This is a genomic window from [Enterobacter] lignolyticus SCF1, assembly GCF_000164865.1.
Taxonomy (GTDB): domain Bacteria; phylum Pseudomonadota; class Gammaproteobacteria; order Enterobacterales; family Enterobacteriaceae; genus Enterobacter_B; species Enterobacter_B lignolyticus.
In genome coordinates this window covers 2893264-2917136 of sequence record NC_014618.1, presented here as the reverse complement: position 1 = coordinate 2917136, position 23873 = coordinate 2893264, and the positions used below count along the sequence as shown (strand labels likewise).

Below are 23873 nucleotides of genomic sequence, written 5' to 3'. Positions count from 1 at the left end.
ATGACAGAGCAAAAACAGGACGGCGTGAACGAACCTTCACGCCGTCGCTTACTGAAAAGCATCGGCGCGCTGGGCGGTGCGCTAGCCATTTCGGGCGGCTGCCCGGTGGCCCATGCGGCAAAACCATCGCGCCCGGCGGACAGTACCGCCACCGATATGCGGATGGAGGCCCAACCGTTTTACGGCCAGCATCAGGCGGGCGTTCTGACGCCGCAGCAGGCGGCAATGATGGTCGTGGCGTTTGATGTGCTGGCGAGCGACCGGGCCGACCTCGAGCGGCTGTTTCGCCTGCTGACCGGGCGTATTGCGTTTCTGACCCACGGCGGCCCGGCGCCTGATACGCCGAACCCGCGCCTGCCGCCGCTGGATTCCGGCATTCTCGGCCCGTATATTGCGCCGGATAACCTGACGGTCACCGTGTCGCTGGGGCATTCGCTGTTTGACGAGCGTTTTGGCCTGGCGGATAAAGCGCCGAAAAAGCTGCAGCGGATGACGAAGTTTCCTAACGACGCGCTGGATGCCGCGCTGTGTCACGGCGACCTGCTGCTGCAGATTTGCGCCAATTCGCAGGACACGGTGATCCACGCCCTGCGCGACATTATCAAGCACTCGCCGGATCTGCTGAGCGTTCGCTGGAAGCGGGAAGGGTTTATTTCCGATCACGCCGCGCGCAGCAAAGGCAAGGAGACGCCGGTCAACCTGCTTGGTTTTAAGGACGGAACGGCTAACCCGGACAGCGGCGATACCGCGCTGATGAATGAGGTCGTGTGGGTCACGCCGGAGCAGGGCGAACCGGCCTGGACGGTGGGCGGCTCCTATCAGGCCGTGCGGATCATCCAGTTTCGCGTCGAGTTCTGGGACCGCACGCCGCTTAAGGAGCAGCAGACCATTTTTGGCCGCGACAAGCACAGCGGCGCGCCGCTCGGCATGCAGCACGAGCACGACGTACCGGATTACGCCAGCGACCCGAATGGCGACGTTATTGCGCTCGACAGCCATATTCGCCTGGCCAATCCGCGTACCCCGGAAACGCAGTCCAGCCTGATGATGCGCCGCGGCTACAGCTATTCGCTCGGCGTCAACAACGCCGGACAGCTGGAGATGGGGCTGCTGTTCGTGTGCTATCAGCACGACCTCGAAAAGGGGTTCCTGACGGTGCAGAAGCGTCTCAATGGCGAAGCGCTTGAAGAGTACATCAAGCCGGTTGGCGGAGGTTATTTCTTTGTTTTACCGGGCGTAAAAGATAACACCCGCTACCTTGCTCAGGCGTTGCTGGAGGCCTGATTCAGCGTCCTGCCCGCCAGGGCAGGCGCTTATTTCATAATAATCAAGACATGACGATATTTTTGTTTGGTCAAAAATTTTTAAATAAATTTCTGGCGCAGAAATGCGATCGCATGCCCGTCTTGCCGCTGTTCTAATAAGATTTCTATACCAGACATCCCCCAAACTGATTCAGCGCCGGAATTGACGCAGGGGGTTCCCCGGAGGTAAATTCGTCGGTCGGCCGTATCATACTGGCAGTGATGCGGTATTCGGGGACCATCGCTATTAATTTATTATTAAACAAATACAACGGTAAAATCACAATGAGTACCACTTTAATTATTTTGTTAATATTAAATGCACTCTCTATTTTTTTGATAATGGGTGTCATTAACTCATTGATGAACATCGAAAAAAGAATCAGGAATGACATCCTCGAACTTCAGCAAAAGCTAGGTCAGGTAAGCCAGAAAGTCGATGCTGAAACCATCGTTGAAAAAACAAAAGAAGTTGTCCATATTGAGCCGGAAATATCACCAGAACATAAGATCAGTCAGCTAAAGCTCGATAAAGATCAGCGTATCCTGCGTGATAAAGAGGCACAGGATGCTCAGCGGCGGTTTGAAAATGAGTGGTATGAAGGATTAATAAAAAAAATAGAGCAGTATATTTGAGAACACTACTCTCAAGATTTTTGTTATCGAAGGGGATGAAGAACAATGAAAACGCGCCAGTTTACTGGCTGGCGCGCTCTGGATGACGTACAAGTTAGAAATGATAGTTAATTCTGAATGTAATTTCTTGATAATCAGTTTTATAACGAGCATAACTATCATTTAATGTGTTTGCATCGCTGGCTAACCATGCATCACTTTCACCTAAATCTGTGTATTTATACTCAAGAGCGGCTGAAAAACTATTGTTAAATTTCCATTCTACGCCAGCACCAACATTATATCCAACGCGAGTGCCATCGGCTGTTGCATCATACGGGTCTAAGCAGTCTTTAATGGTTGTGGTTGGATCGGAGTAACAACCGCGTGCATAATCCATAGAGGCAACTGTTAATCCGGCGGTAGTGTAAATAAGCCAGTTCTCAATAGCATAACCGGCTTTAAAATTTAAATTGAAGGCCTGATTAATTTCAATTTGATCATAGTATTCTGAAATTGATTCAGCATTGCTGATGCCACCGCTAATATTAGCAGCCTGCCAACCTGTTTCAACTCCTAAAACAATATTATTATCCAATTGCCAGTAATGCCCCGCCTGAATGCCGCCAATTGTTCCGTCAATATCACGTGGCGTCCCTGATGCCTCGGCATTCCCGGGTACTACATAAACATCATGATTGGTTCCGCTACCGTAACCAAAGTTACCACCGACATACCAACCATCAAAAGGTTTTGTAGTTTCTGCTGATGCTATAGAGGAAAAAATAAGCAGTGAAATAGCTAAAGTTGTTTTGCGCATTTATTTCTATCCATGTAGTGAGATAAAGGATCTCGGTAAAATAGTGTAACTAATACTGTTGGCTAATGTTGTAATCATATTAGCTCATTGTTTCTTTTTACTGTCAAATTTTCCAGGGTTCAAAAATAAATTGTTTAATACCAGTGGTTATATGATTAAAATTAATCCGATATACTACTTCGCGATTTACTGGAGTCTTTTGGATGCGTAGCTGAAAATGTGCACAGATAAATTGATACCTAAAAACCGTACGAATATTTTTTAGATGAGAACTATAGATAAATCTATTCCGGAAAAGTACCGTTGCTAATAATTGGTGATGGAGTCATCGCCTGTGCGGGATTGTTGATTGGTAGTTCGTATTCTATCTAAATTGTGGGATATGATTGCGCAATCATTTGCTCATCGCGTTATGTGTAGTATCCAACATACTGGCTGTAGATGGATTTGGTAACAGAGTCGCCGCGTTTGTTCAATGCGGCTCCCGGTTTTATAAGAAGCCTGCACTGTCATTGGTGATAACGTCTGTCGACGGCACTCCTGTGCTGGGCTAAAAAATGTTCTCTACCCTCTCTTGTTGTTTATAGCAGATTTTTATAATACATTGTTTTTTAAGTAACTATGTGTTTTCTGGCAGGCTTGAAAAGCGCCATCATAATTCTGTAATATTTCTGTCAGATGCTACTCCCGACTGAGCGGGAAACCAGACGTTACGTTTAGGTAAAAAAATTGTTGCATCAATGCTAATTTTTGGTGTAATTATTACATAAGCGGTAGTTCCCGGCAGTGATGATGTTTCACTATGGAGATCGCTAATGGTAGCGTCCTGTACTGGACAGAGAATAACAAACAACCGCACTCCTCAGCGCGGAGGACCGACCTCCGGCAGCAATTTCTTCACCACAAAATTTCCCCAGATTACGGCAGCTAACGAGTTCACCGACGTGATGCGCGGTGTGCTATCGCGCATCGTTGCGTCATTTCAACAGGCAAGCAATGGCTTACAAGGAAGCCAAACCTCAGACGTTCGTGCTCATCAACGTGCTGATTTGCGCACGTGTCATGTAGACCAACAACTCAAGGTGCTATCCATGGGAAGACAAAAAGCAGTGATCAAAGCTCGTCGCGAAGCAAAACGTGTGCTGAGACGGGATTCACGGAGCCACAAGCAACGTGAAGAAGAATCGGTCACCTCGCTTGTGCAGATGAGTGGCGTAGAAGCAATTGGCATGGCGCGGGACAGCCGTGATAATTCTCCAATTGCAGCGCGCAATGACGCTCAGGCGCACTACCTGAATGCTATCGAGAGTAAATCGCTTATTTTCGCCACCGGCGAGGCGGGGTGCGGTAAAACCTGGATCAGCGCGGCGAAAGCCGCCGAGGCGCTGATTCATAAGGATGTGGAAAGGATTATCGTGACCCGTCCGGTGCTGCAGGCCGATGAGGATCTCGGTTTCCTGCCCGGTGACATGTCCGAGAAATTCGCGCCGTACTTCCGGCCTGTCTATGACGTTCTGGTAAAACGCTTAGGCGCGTCTTTTATGCAGTACTGCCTGCGCCCGGAAATTGGCAAGGTGGAAATCGCGCCGTTCGCCTATATGCGCGGACGTACATTTGAAAATGCGGTCGTGATTCTTGACGAGGCCCAGAACGTGACCGCTGCGCAAATGAAGATGTTCCTGACGCGCCTCGGGGAAAACGTGACGGTCATCGTTAACGGCGATATCACCCAGTGCGACCTGCCGAGAGGAGTACAGTCCGGCTTAAGCGATGCGCTGGCGCGCTTTGAGGAAGATGAGATGGTGGGAATTGTCCGCTTCACGAAAGAGGATTGCGTGCGCTCGGCGCTGTGCCAGCGGACGCTCCATGCGTACAACTGAGGTTAATGCTGTTGCTGACAAAGCCCGGGAGACCGGGCTTTGCTTTTGGTAAGGGGGATTGACTGGCGGTCGACCCCCGGTCGGGTTTCTTGTGTAACATGCGAAAAAAAAGCTCGTACTTGCGTACGAGCTCTTCTTCAAATATGGCGGTGAGGGGGGGATTGACTCGCTGCGCTCGCCCTGCGGGCAGCCTGCTCGCTGCGCTCACAGTCTGTCCAACTGGCAGTCGCCAGTTGTCGACCCCCGGTCGGGGCTTCTCATCCCCCCAGGGGTGTGCAACATGCGAAAAAAAAAGCCCCTACTTGCGTACGAGCTCTTCTTCAAATATGGCGGTGAGGGGGGGATTGACTCGCTGCGCTCGCCCTGCGGGCAGCCTGCTCGCTGCGCTCACAGTCTGTCCAACTGGCAGTCGCCAGTTGTCGACCCCCGGTCGGGGCTTCTCATCCCCCCAGGGGTGTGCAACATGCGAAAAAAAAAGCCCCTACTTGCGTACGAGCTCTTCTTCAAATATGGCGGTGAGGGGGGGATTCGAACCCCCGATACGTTGCCGTATACACACTTTCCAGGCGTGCTCCTTCAGCCACTCGGACACCTCACCATATTGTATCGCTGCCGTCCTCTTGGGGGGCAACGGGGCGCTACTATAGGGAGTTGCATGAAAACGGTCAAGCATATTTTCAGCTTTCCGTATCATTCGGTTAAGCAATAATCATTCCCTGCCCGAATCGTCGGGCAGGGCGATGAATTAACGCCGGGAATCGAGCGTTTCGCTGTTTTTAACCACGTCCTGCGCTTTGCTGTAGCTTTCGATCAGCAGCTGATAGGCCGGGAAAATCTGGGTATAGACAGCGGCCCACTCGGCGGCGTCTTCACGGTTCCAGGTTCCCTGCAGCTCAGAGGCGACGGCGGCGGTATCCATCGGCACGACGCCTGCCTGCACCACACGCGCCAGGGTAATTTCCTGCGCCATTTTGCTGTAGGTGCCGGAGGCGTCAATGACCGCAAAAACCTTATAACCTTCCGCTACCGCGCTGATGGAAGGGAACGCCATGCAGACGCTGGTGATGGTGCCGGCGATAATCAGCGTTTTGCGCCCTGTGGCTTTTACCGCAGCCACAAACTCCGGGTTATCCCAGGCGTTGATTTCGCCTCTGCGCGCGACGTACTGCGCATGCGGCGCGTTGGCATGAATCTCCGGAATCAGCGGGCCGTTTGGCCCCTGCGGCACAGAAGCGGTGGTGATCACCGGCATCCCGGCAAGCGTCGCCATTTTTGCCAGCGCCGCCGCGCGGGCGCGCAGCTCCGGCATCGGCATATCGCCTACGGTTTGAAACAAACCGCTCTGGTGATCGATAAGCAGCATCGCGGCGTCATTTACATCAATCACCGGACGAGCGCCGTTAAAGTTGGCTGGATTAGACATCATATTCTCCTGTTGAGTCTCAGATCTGACCGAATCGGCCGGAATTGAAATCACGAATGGCTTCAGCGATTTCGGTTTTGCTGGTCATCACAAAGGGGCCATAGCCCACAATGGGGTCGTTCAACGGTTCCCCGGCAAGCAGCAGGATGCTGGCGTCAGCGCTGGCCTGCAGATGCAGCGTCTCCCCATGCTGGCTGAGGACGACAAGCTGCGCCTCATTGGCCGTCGTTGTACCGTTCACCACGACGCTCCCTTCCATTACCACCAGCGCGGTGCTCCAGCCCTCCGGCTGCGTCAGGGAGACTTCATGGCCCTGCGTCAGGCGCATGTCCCAGACGTTCATCGGCGACCAGGTATGCGCTGGACCGCGGATATCGCCGTACCGTCCGGCGATAACCCGAAGTGTGCCGCTGTTCTCCGGCAGGTCGACGCGCGGGATGCTGGCATCGGTGATGCTCTGGTAGCCTGGCGCCGCCATCTTGTCTTTGGCGGGCAGGTTGACCCACAGCTGCATCATCTTCAGTTCGCCGCCGCGACGGGCGAAATCTGCGGAATGGAACTCTTCGTGCAGGATCCCGGCACCTGCGGTCATCCACTGCACATCGCCGGGGCCGATTACGCCGCCTTTGCCGGTCGAGTCCCGATGTTCAACCTCGCCAGCATAGACCAGCGTGACGGTTTCAAAACCGCGGTGCGGATGTTCGCCAACGCCGCGTTTTGCGCCGTCTGCCGGAAAGGTGTACGGACCGGCGAAGTCGAGCAGCAGGAAGGGGCTGAGCTGTTCACCGTGCGTCTGATACGAAAACAGCGAACGAACCGGAAAACCGTCGCCGACCCAGTGCGGGCGGGGAGCGGTATAAACACCAGTAATCTGTTTCATGGAGTTCTCCTGCGTGATTAACTCTGATGTGAATTAGCTTATATTCAGATCTAATTTGTGAAAAGATAGTGAAAATGACATTCACTGTTCTAAAAATAGGACGACTGGCGATGATGCAGGATCTCAATGATTTCGCGTGGTTTGTACAGGTGGTGGACCACGGCGGTTTTGCCGCCGCCGGGAGGGCGCTCGACGTGCCCAAGTCCAGGCTAAGTCGCCGCATTGCGCAGCTCGAAGAGCGATTAGGCGTACGGTTAATTCAGCGTACGACCCGGCAGTTTAGCGTGACCGAGGTCGGGCAGACGTTCTACCAGCACTGTAAGGCGATGATGATTGAAGCCGACGCGGCCCAGGAGGCTATCGCCGCGCTGCAGGCGGAACCGCGAGGGACCGTGAAGCTCACCTGTCCGGTGACGCTGTTGCACGTACACGTAGGCGCGATGCTGGCTAAATTTCTGGCGCAGTATCCTGGCGTAAACCTACAGCTTGAGGCGACGAACCGGCGGGTGGATGTCGTCGCGGAAGGCGTCGATGTTGCTATCCGCGTGCGTCCGAGGCCGTTTGATGACAGCGATCTGGTCATGCGCGTACTGGCCGATCGCGCCCATTGCCTGGTGGCCAGCCCGTCATTAATCGCCGCCATGGGGGAACCTTCTTCCCCGGCGGAGCTGGGCCGGTGGCCGGGGCTGAGCATCGCAGCGGGAAAGCATCTCCATCAGTGGGCGCTGCATGGGCCCGATGGCGCACGTGCGGAGGTGCATTTTACCCCGCGTCTGGTGACGACGGACATGCTGGCCCTGCGTGAAGCGGCGATAGCGGGAATCGGCATCGTGCAGCTGCCGTTACTGATGGTGCGCGAACAGCTGGCCCGCGGCGAACTGCGGGCGGTGCTGAAAGCATGGGAGCCGAGACGTGAAGTGATACATGCAGTATATCCTTCGCGGCGTGGCTTATTGCCCGCGGTGAGGGCGCTGGTTGACTTCCTGACGGAGGAATATCAGAAGATGACTGAGGACTAGTTTCTGCGAAGTTTATATATGAAATAATACGTCCGTCGGTGAAATGTATTATTAATACGATGAAATTGGCTGGTGGTTATTAACGGGGATTGATTATCTTCACGAATACATTGCTTTCCATTCATTTTTCGGAAATATATTGCAGGGGTGAGATTGTTTTAAATCAATAAATAATATGTTGCACGTTGCAGTAATCCATTATTTATGAGATTTTTCTTATCAAGAGTTAAGCAACTCTTAATGAATGGAACTCATCTTATTAAGGATAATGATATGAAACGTGCAATCGTTGCGGCTGCGGTATTGTCTGCTGTTTTCGCCAGCGTGGGTGCATTTGCTGCGCAAGAGACAGGGGTATTAACGATAAAAGGTGCCGTTGTCGGTAACCCATGTACTTTTGTCGACGGAAAGAGTGAAGAGACTGTTATCTTAAAACAAATCTCGATTAATGACATTAATAATGAAGTCATAAATTCCGCTATTGCAAAAAATAGCGAAGAAACAAAATTACTGACGATTACTTGCCCGACGGTAACAGTGAATGACCATGTGAATGTGCGTATTGTTTCACCGAGTATGGATGATAATGGTTTCATCGCTAATCAGAATACAGCGCCAACCAGCCCGCAGAAAGTTGGCTTTATGTTGACCGGCACCGGAGGCGGCCAGGTGGTCAATAACGCGCTGAACGCCATCACTATACCTGGGAACGAGCTGGTGGGTGGTCAGGAGTATCAAATTCCCCTTACCGTTCACTACGCCAGGAATGGGGATGAGACCACCCAAGGGGATGTGATCGCGACGGTAAGATTAGAAGTTAGCTCTGATTAAACAAAAAATCGGCAGCTACGGCTGCCGATACTTTAGAAGGTACAAAAAATGAAAGGATTCATTGCGTTACTTCTATCATCCGTAATACTGCCCGCCCAGGCTGGCGTGGTGATTTATGGAACTCGCGTTATTTATCCCGCCGAAAAGAAAGAGATTATTGTTCAACTGATGAATCAGGGAAAGCGCGCTTCGCTGGTGCAGTCATGGATTGATGACGGCAATACATCGCTACCGCCAGAAAAGATTCACGTTCCCTTTCTGCTGACGCCGCCGGTAGTAAAAGTCGCGGGGGACTCCGGGCAGCAGTTGAAAATTAAAAAAATGCCAAATGCGTTACCGGACAACAAAGAAAGTTTGTTCTATCTGAATGTGTTGGATATCCCACCAAATCATCCGGAGCATGACGGGAAGAATGCGCTAAAGTTTGCCATGCAAAGCCGGATTAAGCTGTTCTATAGACCTAAAGGTATCGCCGCCGTCAATAATTATAGTTTCCAACAGATTAGTTTGGCACAAAACGGTAAGCACGTGACAATTAAAAATGATACAGCAAACTGGATCACTGTTACTACGATTAAAATGAACGGTGCTAAAGTAAACCATGCCAGCATCATGGTTGCACCATTATCCACTCAGAATATTTCATTAAAAAATACCGGTGCCCGGATATATAACATGACGATTATTGACGACTACGGAAATTATATTAGCGATAACATAAGCGTGAAATAACAGGAGTCGGTTATGTTAAGGATGACACCGCTCGCTTCGGCGATCTTATTATTATTGTTTTCTGGTGATGTGATAGGTGCCGATGAAACCTATGACACGAATTTTATGCCCGGAGGCATGCAGGGTGAAAAATCCTCCAGCTTTCGTTTCGCTGATAATCATCCTCTGCCGGGAACCTACGATCTGGATATCTATGTCAATAATAAATGGCGTGGGAAATATGATGTTGATGTAGAAGGCAACCTGGATCAAACCTGTTTACCTGTTGATGCCGCCGAGCAGTTGGGGATCAAAACGGCGGCATTTAAAATGACAGGTCCAAAGGCGTGTATTCCATTAAAATCATTGGTGCAGGGTGGACGTTATGCATTTGACATCAGTACGTTTCGTCTCGACCTGCATGTCCCTCAGGCCTATGTTCATGAGCTGGAAAATGGCTACGTAGCTCCGGAAAACTGGGATCGTGGCGTCAATGCGCTTTATACCTCGTATTATGCCAGCCAGTATTACAGCGATTATAAAGACTCCGGCAACAGTAAAAGCACCTATGCCCGCTTTACCAGCGGGTTGAATCTGTTGGGCTGGCAGCTGCATTCCGATGTGACATATAACAAAACTGATGACAGCAGCGGCGACTGGAAGAGTAATACCCTTTATCTGGAGCGCGGTATCGCGGAGATTCTCGGTACGCTTCGGGCCGGGGATATGTATACCTCGTCAGATATTTTTGACGCTGTACGTTTTCGCGGCGTACGCCTGTACCGCGACATGCAGATGTTGCCAAACTCAAAGCAGAACTTTACCCCATTAGTCCAGGGGATAGCGCAGAGTAACGCGCTGGTCACTATCGAACAGAACGGCTTTATCGTCTACCAGAAAGAGGTTCCCCCAGGGCCTTTCTCGATTGCCGATTTGCAGCTGGCGGGCGGTGGCGCCGATCTGGATGTCAGTATTCGGGAAGCTGATGGTACGGTGACCACCTACCTGGTGCCTTACGCCTCCGTGCCCAACATGCTGCAGCCAGGTGTGTCGAAATATGATTTTGCGGCCGGGCGTAGCCATATTGAGGGTGCTGAAAATCAGAGTGACTTTATGCAGGTGAGCTACCAGTATGGATTGAATAACCTGCTGACGCTGTATGGCGGCGCAATGATTGCCGACCATTATAACGCGTTTACTCTGGGTACCGGTTGGAATACGCGCATTGGCGCCATTTCCGTTGATGCCACGCAATCCCACAGTAAGCAGGATAATGGCGATGTCTTTGATGGCCAGAGCTACCAGGTTGCCTATAACAAGTATGTGACCCAGACTCGCACCCGTTTTGGTCTGGCGGCTTATCGTTACTCATCCCGCGATTACCGCACCTTTAACGATCATGTATGGGCCAACAATAAAAATAATTATCATCGCGATGACAATGATACTTATGATATTGCGGATTACTACACCTACGATTTCGGTCGTAAGAATAGTATTTCGGCAAACATTAACCAGGCGCTACCGGAGGGGTGGGGGTCGTTTTCACTCAGCGCCCTCTGGCGAGACTATTGGGAGCACGGGGGGAGCAGTAAGGATTATCAGTTTAGCTATTCAAATAGCTGGCAGCGTATTAGCTATACGCTGTCGGCTAGTCAGACCTATGATGAAGATCATCATGAGGATAAGCGCTTTAATATCTTTTTCTCTATCCCATTTTATTGGGGGGACAATATTACATCACCACGTCGTCATATCAATATTTCAAACTCGACGACTTTTGATAATGATGGTTATGCTTCTAACAATACTAGCCTGTATGGTACGGCAGGAAACCGCGATCAGTTTAATTATGGCGTCAACTTCAGCCATCAGCAGCAGAATAATGAGACCACCGCGGGGACAAACCTGACGTGGAATTTACCCTTTGTGACGCTGAACGGCAGCTATAGCCAGTCATCAAAATATACCCAGGCCAGCGGCAGCCTTTCTGGTGGCGTCGTGCTGTGGTCTGGCGGCGTTAATCTGGCTAATCGATTATCTGAAACATTTGCCATATTGCAGGCGCCCGGTCTTGAAGATGCTCATGTTAACGGGCAAAAACATCGTACCACTAACCAGCAGGGTACCGTGGTGTATGACAGCCTTATTCCCTACCGGGACAACCACCTGACGCTGGACGCCTCCCATTCTGAAAGCGATACAGAACTGCAGGGCAATCGTAAAAACGTGGCTCCATACCGCGGCGCGGTTGTGTTGACGCGCTTTGATACCGATGCGCGAAAACCGTGGCTTATCAGGGCGCGAAGACCTGATGGCACACCGCTCACCTTCGGTTATGAGGTTGAAGACGGTCAGGGGCAAAACGTGGGGCTGGTAGGCCAGGGCAGCGTGCTCTTTATCCGTACAGATGCTGTTCCTGCATCGTTAAGCGTCCCGGTTAATAAGCAACAAGGTTATTACTGCACGATTACGTTTAAAAAAGTAATCGATGAAAGTAAAACGTATATCTGCGAATAAAAGGATAATGACGATGAAATGGATAGCTCTGCTAGTATTAAATTTGTGCGCGTTTATTGTGCAGGCGGCGGATTGCAAAGTAGGTAATACAGACGCAAAAATGGGGAGTTACAGCCTCAATCCTACGCAATATACAGACAGCCTGATCTTAAGCGGCATCAGGTCGCAAGGCGCCGCGCTGGAATGCCCTGGCGCACCGAATACTTCGTTGTTTGTTAATGCAGGGGTGATGGAAAGCAAGATTTTTATCTTTGCGCTTGGCGATAAGTATTATTCTATTACGTTCTCCTCAGTTTCGAATAGCGAACAGGCATTGGGGAAACTGGGGAATTTCCTGCTGAGCGATCTTATATCAGCAACGAATATGAAGCTAGAATACAGGATCCAGGAGATATCGTCGTTAAGCGGTGGAACGTTGATAAATCTGGGGACCCCGTTTTCACTAAACTATGATCTGGTGGTCAGAGAACACCATAATAGCAGCGGTCACGATGTGAGTATCACTGTTAGCTATACATTAAATATTACGCTGCTTATCAAGATAATGACCTGCGGATTTAACGATCAGACTGTCGAAATGGGAACCTATCAGCTTCTTGATATTGTTCATAACAGGACGGAGTATGCACAGAAAAACATTGAGTTTCAGTGTAAAAATCAGGGCAGGGGGGATCTGAATTTGCAGACGGGGGACGTTCAGTACTACTTTGACGATACTTTCGGCCTCGTTTCCGGCACCTCCGTGCTACAGAATTTTGACGAAAAGCTTCCTGGCGGTGCGGGCGAGGTGGGTTTCGAGATTTCGCTGGATCGCGCCGGTCCGCTACGATTCGGTTCTGGTGCGCTCTACAAGCTCACCGACGTGCGCGAGGGGACGGTGCCTGTCACTCTTTTTATTCGGCCCAAAGCGTATGGCAGCAAGGTGACCAGCGGGACGATTGAAAGTAAAACGAAGGTGATTGTGGTGTACAACTGATAACAGCATCTGGTGACAGGATAAAGAAGGGAGGTAGCGGAACACCCCCCTTCCGTTTTATCCGGTATTGCCAAGCGTCACTTTTCCCTGATGATGTAGTGCAACATGCGAAAAAAAAGCCCGTACTTACGTACGAGCTCTTCTTCAAATATGGCGGTGAGGGGGGGATTGACTCGCTGCGCTCGCCCTGCGGGCAGCCTGCTCGCTGCGCTCACCGTCTGTCCAACTGGCAGTCGCCAGTTGTCGACCCCCGGTCGGGGCTTCTCATCCCCCTGGGGTGTGCAACATGCGAAAAAAAAGCTCGTACTTGCGTACGAGCTCTTCTTCAAATATGGCGGTGAGGGGGGGATTGACTCGCTGCGCTCGCCCTTCGGGCAGCCTGCTCGCTGCGCTCACAGTCTGTCCAACTGGCAGTCGCCAGTTGTCGACCCCCGGTCGGGGCTTCTCATCCCCCTGGGGTGTGCAACATGCGAAAAAAAAAAGCTCGTACTTGCGTACGAGCTCTTCTTCAAATATGGCGGTGAGGGGGGGATTCGAACCCCCGATACGTTGCCGTATACACACTTTCCAGGCGTGCTCCTTCAGCCACTCGGACACCTCACCATATTGTCTTCCCAGCGCTGCTGGGACGGGCGCTAATGTAGGGAAAAGCGTTTCTGTCGTCAATCAACTTTTTGAAAAAATCGCGCATTTAGACAAACTTCAGCCAGGTTGATTTCGTATTAGCCATTATTCGACTTATTTATCGCCAGGGCATCAGGCAAGGATCTGTCACAGAAATTTGTTATCCTCATTGCCTGAGAAGAAACAATCGCTAAATCGTTGCGCAGACAAACAGATAACGACAATGCGCGGCTTAAAAGGAGCAACAATGGACATCATCTTTTACCACCCGACGTTTGATGCAGCGTACTGGGTTTCCGCACTGGAGAAACAAATCCCTGGCGCCCGCGTCCGTGAATGGAAGCGGGGCGACAATGAACATGCGGACTATGCGCTGGTCTGGCATCCCCCCGTCGAGATGCTACAGGGGCGCGCACTGAAAGCCGTATTCGCCCTGGGGGCCGGGGTGGATTCTATTCTCAGCAAACTGAAAGCGCATCCGGAGATGCTACCGCTCTCCGTTCCGCTGTTTCGCCTTGAGGATACGGGAATGGGGCAGCAGATGCAGGAGTATGCGGTAAGCCAGGTGCTGCACTGGTTCCGCCGTTTTGACGACTACCAGCTCCTGAAAAGCGAATCCCGCTGGCAGCCGTTGCCGGAATATCACCGCGAGAACTTCACCATTGGCATCATGGGGGCCGGGGTGCTGGGCAGCAAGGTTGCAGAGAGCCTGCTGGCCTGGGGGTTCCCGGTGCGCGTCTGGAGCCGCAGCTGCAAGGCGTGGCCTGACGTGCAAAGCTTCGCGGGCGAAGCCGAACTCGGCGAATTCCTGCGCGAAACGCGGGTGTTGATTAACCTGCTGCCAAACACGGCAGAGACCGCCGGCATTATTAATCATACGCTGTTGATGAAGCTGCAAAACGACAGCTATGTGCTGAACCTTGCTCGCGGTGTGCATGTTATTGAAAGCGACCTGCTGCAGGCGCTGGACAGCGGTAAGGTGAAAGGCGCAATGCTGGACGTATTCAGCCGCGAGCCTTTACCGGCGGAGAGCCCATTGTGGCGCCATCCCCGCGTCGCGATGACGCCGCATATTGCGGCAGTAACGCGGCCCAGGGAAGCGATTCGCTATATAGCAGAAACGATAGGTCAGCTTGAGCGCGGCGAAATGCCGGGCGGGCAGGTCGACCGGCAGCGTGGTTACTGACGGCAGGAAACCCGGCATTGTCCGGGTTTTCGTTAAACTGGCGGTGCAATCCTGCTATGCTTGGCAAATATGAGAGAGGAGAATCTGATGTATCCCGTTGACCTGCACATGCACACTGTCGCCAGTACGCATGCCTATAGCACCCTCCACGACTATATTGCTGAGGCTAAGCGTAAGGGCATCAAGCTTTTTGCCATTACCGATCACGGGCCCGATATGGCAGATGCGCCGCACCACTGGCATTTCATTAATATGCGAATTTGGCCGCGAATGGTGGACGGCATCGGGATCCTGCGCGGGATCGAAGCCAATATCAAAAATACGCAGGGCGAGATTGACTGCACCGGACCGATGCTGACCTCGCTCGATCTGATCATTGCAGGCTTCCATGAGCCGGTATTTCCTCCGCAGGATAAGGCCACCCATACGGAGGCCATGATAGCGACGATGGCCAGCGGCAAGGTGCATATTATCAGCCACCCAGGAAATCCGAAGTTCCCGGTTGATATTCCGGCAATCGCCGAAGCGGCAGCAAAGTATCAGGTGGCGCTGGAGATCAATAACTCCTCATTTCTCTCGTCGCGGATAGGTAGCGATGATAATTGCCGGGCGATCGCCGCCGCGGTACGCGATGCGGGAGGATGGGTGGCGCTGGGTTCTGATTCCCATACGGCGTTCACGCTGGGAGAGTTTGCCGAATGCCGCAGGATCCTGGACGCGGTGGATTTTCCTGAGGAGCGGATCCTCAACGTCACGCCGCGTCGTTTGCTGAATTTTCTCGAATCGCGTGGCATGAAGCCCATTGCGGAATTTGCTCAACTTTAATTGTCTGAATGGAATAACTGAATGAACGAGTTTTCAATCCTCTGCCGCGTGCTGGGCTCGCTGTACTATCGTCAGCCTCAGGATCCTCTGCTGGTTCCGCTGCTGACGCTGATCCGGGAAGGAAAGCTGGCGGCGAGCTGGCCGCTGGAGCAGGACGAGCTGCTGGGGCGTCTGCAAAAGAACTGCGACGTACCGCTGCTTGCCGCAGATTACAATGCGCTGTTTGTGGGCGCGGAGTGCCGCGTGGCGCCATATCGCAGCGCGTGGGTTGAAGGCGCTACTGAGTCCGAGGTGCGCAGTTTCCTCTCCTCCCGCGGGATGCCGCTGAGCGATGCGCCAGCCGATCATATCGGTACGCTGCTGCTGGCCGCCTCATGGCTTGAAGACAACGCGGCTGAAGATGAAACTGAAGCGCTGGAGACGCTGTTCGCGGATTATTTATTGCCCTGGTGCGACACCTTTTTAGGCAAGGTTGAAGCGCATGCGACAACACCGTTCTGGCGCACAATGGCTTCCCTGACGCGGGATGCGATTGCGGCGATGTGGGAAGAGTTGCAGGAAGAATTGGATGAATAATGTGATTTTAATCACTAAATTTATGCAACTATAGTTATTGCATTACATATACTGTGCTTTAGATCTCATTTGAGTGGCGCGCATCTGCTATGATGTGCGCCATGAACATACTTCTCTCTCTCGCATTAACGACAGGTATCCTCTCCGGTATTTGGGGATGGGTCGCTGTTTCTCTTGGTCTGCTCAGCTGGGCGGGTTTTCTGGGCTGCACGGCCTATTTTGCCTGTCCGCAGGGTGGGTTAAAGGGGCTGGCGATCGCTTCCAGCACCGTGATGAGCGGTGTCGTATGGGCGCTGATTATTATCCATGGCAGCGCGCTGGCGCCGCACCTCGAGATCCTAGGCTATGTGATGACCGGTATCGTTGCCTTCCTGATGTGCGTGCAGGCAAAGCAGCTGTTGCTCTCTTTTGTTCCGGGGACGTTTATTGGGGCATGTGCGACATTTGCCGGACAGGGGGACTGGAAAATCGTCATCCCTTCACTGGCGCTGGGGCTGGTGTTTGGTTATGCCATGAAAAATAGCGGTCTGTGGCTGGCGAATCGCAAATGCGTCAGACAGCGCCAGGCTGTAGAGGAAGCAATCGATCGGTGAGTGAAGAAAACGGCCGGAATGCTGTGAGGATATTTGCTTTTTCTGATATCAGATAACAATAGCCAATATACCGCGTAACGGCCGTTGTGTTTATCCCCTACGGATGCAGCCGTATCGGTCTCTCATTTTGCGAGTAATCTTATAGTAGTTTACCCCCTCATTTTTTCAATATAGCGACAGCCTCGTCGTCGGAGTGAATTTACTCCTTCAATAAATGTCATTCGAAATCAACGTGATTGATATTTTCCTCATCTCATGATCCCCACATAAATTAATACTTTCTAATTAATAGTTAGGATAAATCCAATTTTTGTATGAGTTCCTTGAAACAATCGAGGAATATTCTATCAACATGTTTACAACATTGGAGGCCCTGGTTTGATTACAAACAGTCCGTTTAATATTCATATGGGATGTCAGTATGACTGAATACGTTAAACGATAACGATTTTTGAACCTCGGATCTGTCATGAGATCGATTTCTGAGTGCTCATGCCCTTTTTGCGGTATTTGGTTATCATGCCACTTGTTATCGTTGTTAATTGAGATGCAAGATGTTTCTCTTTCATTTTCTGAACGGGGTGGGTTACGTTTAATTGTTTTATAACTACCCTCCTGAATATTAACGGTGCCATTCAAAAAAATAATAAGCTCTAACGCATTATTTTTTGAAGTGTTTATAAGTGTTCTTGTCTGTTTATTATTTCTTCGCGCGCCACGCGCGCAAGTCATCGCTATAAGTTTGTTGGTCAATATGTCAAGCAAGGTTCATTTTTCACATCAACAACGCAGCAATAAATAATATTAAGCGAGAATTCATTATGAAAATGAAAAAACTTGCCATCATTATCGCTCTGGCCTTCCTGTACTCCGCCGCTGGCGCTTATGCCGCGGGCGGGGGCAGTGGAGGCGGAAATGGTCAGGGCGGAGGCAACGGTAGCAATCATGGTAGTCAGGGCCAGGGTCAGGGTCAGGGCGGCAGCGATCATGGTAACAGCGGCGGCGGCAACGGCGGTAGCGGCGGCAGCGGAGGTAACGGCGGCAGCGGCGGCAGCGGCGGCAGCGGAGGTAACGGCGGTAGCGGCGGCAGCGGAGGTAACGGCGGCAGCGGCGGCAGCGGAGGTAACGGCGGCAGCGGCGGCAGTGGTGGTAACGGCGGCAGCGGCGGCGGTAGCGGCGGCAGCGGCGGTAATGGCGGCAGCGGCGGCAGCGGTAGCGGCAGCCACGGCGGCGGTGATGGAGGCAACGGCGGCAGCGGCGGCAGCGGCGGTAGCGGCGGCGGTAGCGGCGGCAGTGGCGGTAATGGCGGCGGCGGCGGTAGTGGCGGCGGCAACGGCGGCAACGGCGGCGGCGGCGGTAGTGGCGGCAGCGGTGGCGGCAGCGGTGGTAGCGGCGGCGGCGGCGGAAATGGCGGCAGCGGCGGCGGTAGCGGCGGCAACGGCGGCGGCGGCGGAAACGGCGGCAGCGGCGGTGGTAGCGGCGGTAGCGGCGGTCACGGCGGTAACGGTAGTGGCAGCGGCAACGGCGGCAACGGCGGCGGCGGCGGAAATGGCGGCAGCGGCGGTAGCGGTAACCACGGCGGTGGCGGCGGCGGCGGCGGCGGAAGCGGCGGCAATGGCGGCAGCAGCGGCAACGGCGGAAATGGCGGTAGCGGCGGCAGCGGCGGTAGCGGCAGCGGAAGCGGTAACGGTGGTAATGGCGGCAGCGGCGGTAGCGGTGGCAGCGGCGGTCATGACGGTGGTAATGGCGGCAGCGGCGGCGGCGGCGGAAGCGGCGGCAGCAGCGGTAACGGTGGTAACGGCGGTAGTGGCGGCAGCGGTGGTAATGGCGGCCATAACGGCGGAAATGGTGGTAATGCCGGTAACGGCGGTAATGGCGGCCATAACGGCGGCAACGGCGGTAGCGGAGGCCATGGCGGTAACGGTAACTCCGGTAACGGCGGTAACGGTGGTAGCGGCGGCCATGGTGGCAACGGTAATTCCGGCAACGGCGGCAACGGCGGTAGTGGCGGCAGCGGTGGTAATGGCGGCCACAACGGCGGTAATGGCGGTAACGGCGGCGGTGCTGGCAACGGTGGCCATAACGGCGGAAATGGTGGTAGCGGCGGCCATGGTGGCAACGGCGGCAGCGGAAACGGCGGAAACGGCGGTAATGCTGGCAACGGCGGCAATGGCGGCAATGGAAATGGCGGCAACGGCGGTAACGGCGGCGGTGGCGGCAATGGCGGTCACAACGGCGGCAACGGCGGTAATGCTGGCAATGGCGGTAATGGCGGTCACAACGGCGGTAACGGCGGCAATGCCGGTAACGGCGGTAACGGTGGCGGCAACGGTGGTGGACACCACGGCGGCGGACATCACGGCGGCGGTAACCATGGCGGCGGCAACGGCAACGGCGGCGGTGACCACGGTGGTGGTAACGGCGGCGGAAACCACGGTCATCACGGCGGCGGCAATGGCGGCGGCAATAATGGCGGCGGTAACGGCAACGGCGGCGGTGACCACGGTGGTGGTAACGGCGGCGGAAACCACGGCCATCACGGCGGCGGCAATGGCGGCGGCAATAATGGCGGCGGTAACGGCAACGGCGGCGGTGACCACGGTGGTGGTAACGGCGGCGGAAACCACGGCCATCACGGCGGCGGCAATGGCGGCGGCAATAATGGCGGCGGTAACGGCAACGGCGGCGGCGACCACGGTGGCGGTAACGGCGGCGGTGACCACGATCATCATGGCGGCGGCCATCACGGCGGCGGTCAGGGTGGTGACGGGGATCACGGTCATCACGGCGGCGGTCATCACGGCGGCGGTAACGGCGGCGGCAATGGCGGCAACGGTGGTAATGGCGGCAACGGTGGCAACGGCGGCAGCGGTGGCAACGGCGGCGGCAACGGCGGCAACGGCGGTGGTGGCGGCAACGGTGGCAACGGCGGCGGCAGCGGTGGCCACAGCAACGGCGGCGTCGGGGCTAACGTCAGCGGCGGCGGCAACGGAGGCTCCGGTTCAGGTAGCACAGGTGGAACCACTGGCGGTGCTGGCGGGTTCCTGGCCAACAATAACGGTAGTAACGGCAATAACCAACTGGGTAACCAGTGCCAGCCTACTGACAAAGGGTGCGCATTCCGCTAGTGGACTGACGGTATAGCGTAAAATAAAGGGTTCATGGTGCTACCATGGACCCTTTTTAATGGTCGCTAATCAGGTTTATTGAGATCGGCGAACCGTTCAAGTCATCTCCCTGCTTAATTCATCCCACGAGCGGTACAGCCACAAACGACTTTCCATTCGGGGATCATGTTGCTATCAACAATTCTTTTTCGACGTCAGTCTTTGTAGCCCTGACAATAGGCTGGAGATGTCTTTATCGAAGAAAAAAGACGACCACCAGAGCGGTGGCCGTCTTGCTGTCGCGATATGAGATATAAAAATGCGACATATCAGAGGTGGGGGAGGTTAGTCTGTATTTTAAGTATCCCCCGGCGCCGTTTGCCGCTGTGATTTGTGGTAGATCGTCCGTTGATTAGTCATGGTCATTATTATATCACGGCTATCAATTTTGGCGTGCCAGGGAATAATTGCTGTATGTATTATATTTTCAAATTCGCACTGCGACAAAAAAGACGTCACTTATGCGAGCCAACAGTCAGGCGCAATGATATCGTTGAGTGCAGCCACTGCATACTCACTGACTATCGCTTAGCTGTATATATCCTGGAGAGAACAAAAGTAAACGTGTTTCTGCTTTCCGTTCCGTCAGCGCAGATTTCTGTTGGCCCAAAAAACTGCCTGCGTCCTGTTTTTGACTGAAAGCTTCTTAAACAAATTATAGATATGCGTTTTCACCGTGTTTTCACTGATAAAAAGCAAATGAGCGATTTCAATATTTGAAGCCCCCTGACGAAGCTTGCAGAGGATCTCTTTTTCCCGACGCGTAAGTTCAACGCACTCATTCCATTGCGGATGAGAAAGATTAAGCTGCTGAACGATGTAGTCATTGATGACTTTAGGGAAGCACTTCTCTCCCCGGCAGACGTTTTTGATACCGTCTATCAAATGCTCTTCATCCGTTTCAGTGTGGAAAACGCCGCTAATCATCGGCCATTCGACAATGTCGCGGTTGTGGTAGTGCTGAGGCGTGTTGAAGAGCAGCACTTTGAACTGCTTTGGGCAGTTTTGCAGGGCGAAGCACCACTGATGCATGGCCTGGCTGTCAATAGACTGCATATCGAACAGCAGCAGGTCACCGTCGTCAACGATCTCGCTATCAACGACATCGCAGTGCTCCAGGGTGACGTCGTTGTAAAAACGTTTTTTAAGCGCCTGCAGCAACAGCGTTGATTGTAAGGAAGGTCTTGTAATTAATAACAATGACCTAAGAACTGATGGGGTTTTATCCGTTCTCATGATTCACTCCAGATGCTGTGATAGTCATTTTTATATAATTAAAGCATTGAGTTAAGTGCCAGTGTTCAGGCTTGTACAAGTTGCACAAGGAAATAAGCAATACAAAAAATCATTCGAGAGAATTAATTTAAAATCTAGATAATAATAATTGACTAAACAAGGCTGTATTATGTAACTAAATGTAAAATTAAATGTCTTTTTATTTTTACGCTAAAAATCAGATAAAAAAATATTTGTCATACTAAATTTATTTTTTATTGTAATATATTGTATTTTAAGGTTATTTTAAAAATACTGAAAAAGTATTAGATGCAAAATTGCAATAAGACCCGCGACTTAACTTTAAATCACCATTGTTCATCATTTATTTTTTGATAAGCGTTATCGGCGTTAAATATTATTTTTATTCAATTCCGCGGGAAGTGGTATGGAAAGTGTATTGGAGACGCCTGGGAGTTAAATTCGGTGGGTTCTGCTGTTTCGTTTACCGGTATTTTCAGGCGGAAAAGATAACGAAATCATATGCAAATCTATATTCTTATATTAATGATATTTTCTTGTTCATCCGCCGCGCTGCGGGAGCGGAACCGTATGTGGCGATACCGCCGGTGAGCCAGTCCCGCGCGTTTCTCTGGTGCACACTCATTTATGCGGAAAGGCAGGATGCGCCAGACGTCCTCTCAGCAGCATCATCCTGCCGTAAAGACCGCTTTTTCACCGTTTTTCAACCCATTGAATATCGCATGTTGCGCTTTAATCAGCGGACGTACTGTGAGAACGACGCTATGGCTCACTGAGGGGACACAGTGGCGGGAATGCCCCTTCATTATTATTTTTAACAGTGTGGTTTCGACAGTGTCGTGATGAAAGCGCGTGCGTCTGCGGGGCAGCGTACATCCCTTACTCTTCACGGATGATGTGAATACAAAGAGCTACGCGATGAAAACATTGGTTAAGTTTGTATTCCCTTTTGTTTGTCTCTCCTCCGCGTTGTTTTCTGCTGGCGTGCAGGCATCCTCGCCACCGGCTCAGGGCGGCGTCATTCATTTTGTTGGCCAGATTGTTGAGGATCCCTGCGATATCGCGACCAGTTCACAGGCCGTTTCACTGCGATGTATGCGAAACGGGAAGGTAAGCACCACGGCTATTTCTTATCAGCAGGCGGAGGCGGGGACGGCGATGAGCAACAACATCGCCAGTATCAGCATGCATTACCTGAACCCCCAGCATACCCTGGCGACCGTGATCGTCGATTACAAATAGCGTACTGAATGTGCGGATCCTGCCGGGCGCTGCCGCCCGGCAGATTTTAGGCCGGTTTTGACGCTGAAGCGTGCGCCTCGGTATGGCGCGGCTGCGGTTTTCCTGAGAACAAGAAGCGAAGCAGGGGAATGCGCAGGTGCAGTTCGTACAAGATAACGGCACTCCCGATGACAAACACCAGTCCGGTAATAAAGCCCAGCGTATCTGAGCCGATCGCCGGCGCTATCCAGGCGCCATACAGCAGCGTCAGCGGATGATGGACGAGGTAAATAAACAGCGAAGCATTAACAAAATAGGTCACGCGCGCCGACTGGAAGTTAAGCAGGCGGTACCCCAGTGAAAAGACGACATTCACCATCAGCAGTCCAAGCACCATGGTGATGACATACTCTGTTTCATACATCCAGGCATCGCCGGAGCCAAAGTGCTGGTTTACCCGATAGGCAATGAAACCGAGCAACGCCCCAGCCATGGACCAGGGCGAAGGGGTGATGAACAGCGTTTTCAGCCGGGCATTCACGAACGTCTGCGCGCCAAGGATAAAGAAGGGCAGGTAGAAAAGGGTCTGCATCACGACAAAGTTAAACAGCCCGTCGCTTAGCGTGTGCGGGAAAAAGATAAACAGCGTACGGCGCATCGCGGCATAAAAAACGCCCAATCCCAAAAACACAAGCGTCAGCTTGCCGAGGGTAATGTTGTCGAAAAACGCCGTAATTGAGGCCTGTTGACGCTGCTTAATCCATCTGAACATGGCAAGGCCCAGCGTGGTTAACACCACCAGCACCAGCAGGAACCAGAGATGCGAGACCAGCTCCCACGCCAGCGTATTGTATTTGTCATACCGCGAAAGATCGCTCCAGACGCCGGCCTTGCCGTTCACATACTGCAGCATAATGAACTGCGGCAGGGTGAGAAGAGGGATCGCAGTCAGCATCGGGATGCCGACGCGCTCGACGCGCACCTGCCACCACTTTTTCATCGGGTATCGCAGATACAGCATGTAGGAAAAATAGCCGGAAATGACAAAAAAAACCTGCATGCGGAACGAGTGGATAAAGTCATTAAACACCGTGAGCCACCACGACGGTTCGGCGCTATTCACGTGCCACGTATGGCTGGAGTAGATCAGCGATATGTGGAACGGGATCCCGAGCAGCATCAGCCATGCGCGGATGGAGTCGAGAAAGTATTCACGTTGTGCGGGTACTTTATTCATAAAATCAATGAATTCTCGGATAAATCGTCTTATCGCACGGGGCGATAAAGGGGTATATTCGCAGCAACCCTACACCAAGTACGTAAACCTGTCTCCAGGATAAGCACGCAAAGTGCAAGCGCAGGTAGACGGTTGTTTAATCCCTAAGCCACCAGGCCGAACAAAACAGGGATTATGTTGTCGGATTGCTTGAGTTTCCAGTAAAATG

The 23873-nt window shown here is 52.5% G+C and carries 19 protein-coding genes and 2 tRNA genes; 13 read left to right on the top strand and 8 right to left on the bottom strand.

Annotation, left to right across the window (positions count from 1 at the left end; all coding sequences use genetic code 11):
• A complete protein-coding gene (gene efeB / locus ENTCL_RS13715; protein ID WP_013366740.1) occupies window positions 1-1284 on the top strand; it encodes an iron uptake transporter deferrochelatase/peroxidase subunit in 1284 nt (427 codons plus the stop codon).
• 305 nt (window positions 1285-1589) lie between these two features.
• Complete coding sequence (locus ENTCL_RS13710) at window positions 1590-1940, top strand: hypothetical protein (RefSeq protein WP_125451947.1); 351 nt, start codon at window positions 1590-1592, stop codon at window positions 1938-1940.
• Window positions 1941-2034: 94 nt separating this feature from the next.
• Here ENTCL_RS13710 and ENTCL_RS23060 read toward each other — a convergent pair whose 3' ends face one another.
• On the bottom strand, window positions 2035-2739 hold the full coding sequence (locus tag ENTCL_RS23060; RefSeq protein WP_013366738.1) for an outer membrane protein: 705 nt from the start codon (window positions 2737-2739) through the stop codon (window positions 2035-2037).
• A 1091-nt stretch (window positions 2740-3830) separates the two neighbouring features.
• Between ENTCL_RS23060 and phoH the strand changes: the two genes are divergently transcribed.
• Window positions 3831-4619, top strand: coding sequence for a phosphate starvation-inducible protein PhoH (phoH, locus tag ENTCL_RS13705; RefSeq protein WP_013366737.1), 789 nt, complete (start codon window positions 3831-3833; stop codon window positions 4617-4619).
• A gap of 510 nt (window positions 4620-5129) precedes the next feature.
• On the opposite strand, the gene ENTCL_RS13700 is transcribed toward phoH, so the two are convergent.
• From ENTCL_RS13700 to ENTCL_RS13690, 3 genes are all read right to left on the bottom strand, one after another.
• Window positions 5130-5217 (bottom strand) — tRNA-Ser (locus ENTCL_RS13700).
• A 147-nt stretch (window positions 5218-5364) separates the two neighbouring features.
• The gene (locus tag ENTCL_RS13695) at window positions 5365-6042 is read right to left on the bottom strand and encodes an isochorismatase family protein (RefSeq protein ID WP_013366736.1); all 678 of its coding nucleotides are present in this window, start codon (window positions 6040-6042) and stop codon (window positions 5365-5367) included.
• Between the two features lie 19 nt (window positions 6043-6061).
• Complete coding sequence (locus tag ENTCL_RS13690) at window positions 6062-6922, bottom strand: pirin family protein (protein WP_013366735.1); 861 nt, start codon at window positions 6920-6922, stop codon at window positions 6062-6064.
• A gap of 113 nt (window positions 6923-7035) precedes the next feature.
• On the opposite strand from ENTCL_RS13690, the gene ENTCL_RS13685 reads away from it, so the two are divergent.
• From ENTCL_RS13685 to ENTCL_RS13665, 5 genes are all read left to right on the top strand, one after another.
• Window positions 7036-7941: a LysR family transcriptional regulator gene (locus tag ENTCL_RS13685; RefSeq protein WP_044611975.1), complete on the top strand. Its 906-nt coding sequence runs from the start codon at window positions 7036-7038 to the stop codon at window positions 7939-7941.
• A 273-nt stretch (window positions 7942-8214) separates the two neighbouring features.
• Entirely contained in the window at window positions 8215-8772 is a 558-nt protein-coding gene (locus ENTCL_RS22425) for a fimbrial protein (RefSeq protein ID WP_013366733.1), read from the top strand.
• A gap of 48 nt (window positions 8773-8820) precedes the next feature.
• Window positions 8821-9504 carry a fimbria/pilus periplasmic chaperone gene (locus tag ENTCL_RS13675; protein ID WP_013366732.1) on the top strand — a complete coding sequence of 228 codons (684 nt, stop codon included), beginning with the start codon at window positions 8821-8823 and terminating at the stop codon, window positions 9502-9504.
• Window positions 9505-9516: 12 nt separating this feature from the next.
• Entirely contained in the window at window positions 9517-12003 is a 2487-nt protein-coding gene (locus tag ENTCL_RS13670; protein WP_013366731.1) for a fimbrial biogenesis outer membrane usher protein, read from the top strand.
• 13 nt (window positions 12004-12016) lie between these two features.
• Window positions 12017-12979, top strand: coding sequence for a fimbrial protein (locus ENTCL_RS13665; RefSeq protein ID WP_013366730.1), 963 nt, complete (start codon window positions 12017-12019; stop codon window positions 12977-12979).
• Between the two features lie 515 nt (window positions 12980-13494).
• Here ENTCL_RS13665 and ENTCL_RS13660 read toward each other — a convergent pair.
• A tRNA-Ser gene (locus ENTCL_RS13660) sits at window positions 13495-13582 on the bottom strand.
• A gap of 268 nt (window positions 13583-13850) precedes the next feature.
• Between ENTCL_RS13660 and ghrA the strand changes: the two genes are divergently transcribed.
• The 4 genes from ghrA (at window position 13851) to ENTCL_RS13640 (ending at window position 16783) form a co-directional block, all read left to right on the top strand.
• Window positions 13851-14789, top strand: coding sequence for a glyoxylate/hydroxypyruvate reductase GhrA (gene ghrA, locus ENTCL_RS13655; protein WP_013366729.1), 939 nt, complete (start codon window positions 13851-13853; stop codon window positions 14787-14789).
• 87 nt (window positions 14790-14876) lie between these two features.
• The gene (locus ENTCL_RS13650; RefSeq protein ID WP_013366728.1) at window positions 14877-15614 is read left to right on the top strand and encodes a phosphatase; all 738 of its coding nucleotides are present in this window, start codon (window positions 14877-14879) and stop codon (window positions 15612-15614) included.
• Between the two features lie 21 nt (window positions 15615-15635).
• The gene (locus tag ENTCL_RS13645; protein ID WP_013366727.1) at window positions 15636-16190 is read left to right on the top strand and encodes a TorD/DmsD family molecular chaperone; all 555 of its coding nucleotides are present in this window, start codon (window positions 15636-15638) and stop codon (window positions 16188-16190) included.
• Between the two features lie 101 nt (window positions 16191-16291).
• The gene (locus tag ENTCL_RS13640; protein WP_044611974.1) at window positions 16292-16783 is read left to right on the top strand and encodes a DUF1097 domain-containing protein; all 492 of its coding nucleotides are present in this window, start codon (window positions 16292-16294) and stop codon (window positions 16781-16783) included.
• 749 nt (window positions 16784-17532) lie between these two features.
• On the opposite strand, the gene ENTCL_RS23740 is transcribed toward ENTCL_RS13640, so the two are convergent.
• Together ENTCL_RS23740 and csgD are read right to left on the bottom strand one after the other, a co-directional pair.
• Window positions 17533-19731 carry a hypothetical protein gene (locus ENTCL_RS23740; protein ID WP_013366725.1) on the bottom strand — a complete coding sequence of 733 codons (2199 nt, stop codon included), beginning with the start codon at window positions 19729-19731 and terminating at the stop codon, window positions 17533-17535.
• An 804-nt stretch (window positions 19732-20535) separates the two neighbouring features.
• Window positions 20536-21186 carry a biofilm master transcriptional regulator CsgD gene (gene csgD, locus ENTCL_RS13630; protein ID WP_013366724.1) on the bottom strand — a complete coding sequence of 217 codons (651 nt, stop codon included), beginning with the start codon at window positions 21184-21186 and terminating at the stop codon, window positions 20536-20538.
• Between the two features lie 939 nt (window positions 21187-22125).
• Here csgD and ENTCL_RS23725 point away from each other — a divergent pair.
• Window positions 22126-22449, top strand: coding sequence for a fimbrial protein (locus tag ENTCL_RS23725; RefSeq protein ID WP_013366723.1), 324 nt, complete (start codon window positions 22126-22128; stop codon window positions 22447-22449).
• Window positions 22450-22495: 46 nt separating this feature from the next.
• Here the strand turns inward: ENTCL_RS23725 and mdoC are convergent, their stop codons facing one another.
• Window positions 22496-23665, bottom strand: a complete 1170-nt coding sequence (gene mdoC, locus ENTCL_RS13620; protein ID WP_013366722.1) for a glucans biosynthesis protein MdoC — start codon at window positions 23663-23665, stop codon at window positions 22496-22498.
• Between the last annotated feature and the right edge of the window lie 208 nt (window positions 23666-23873).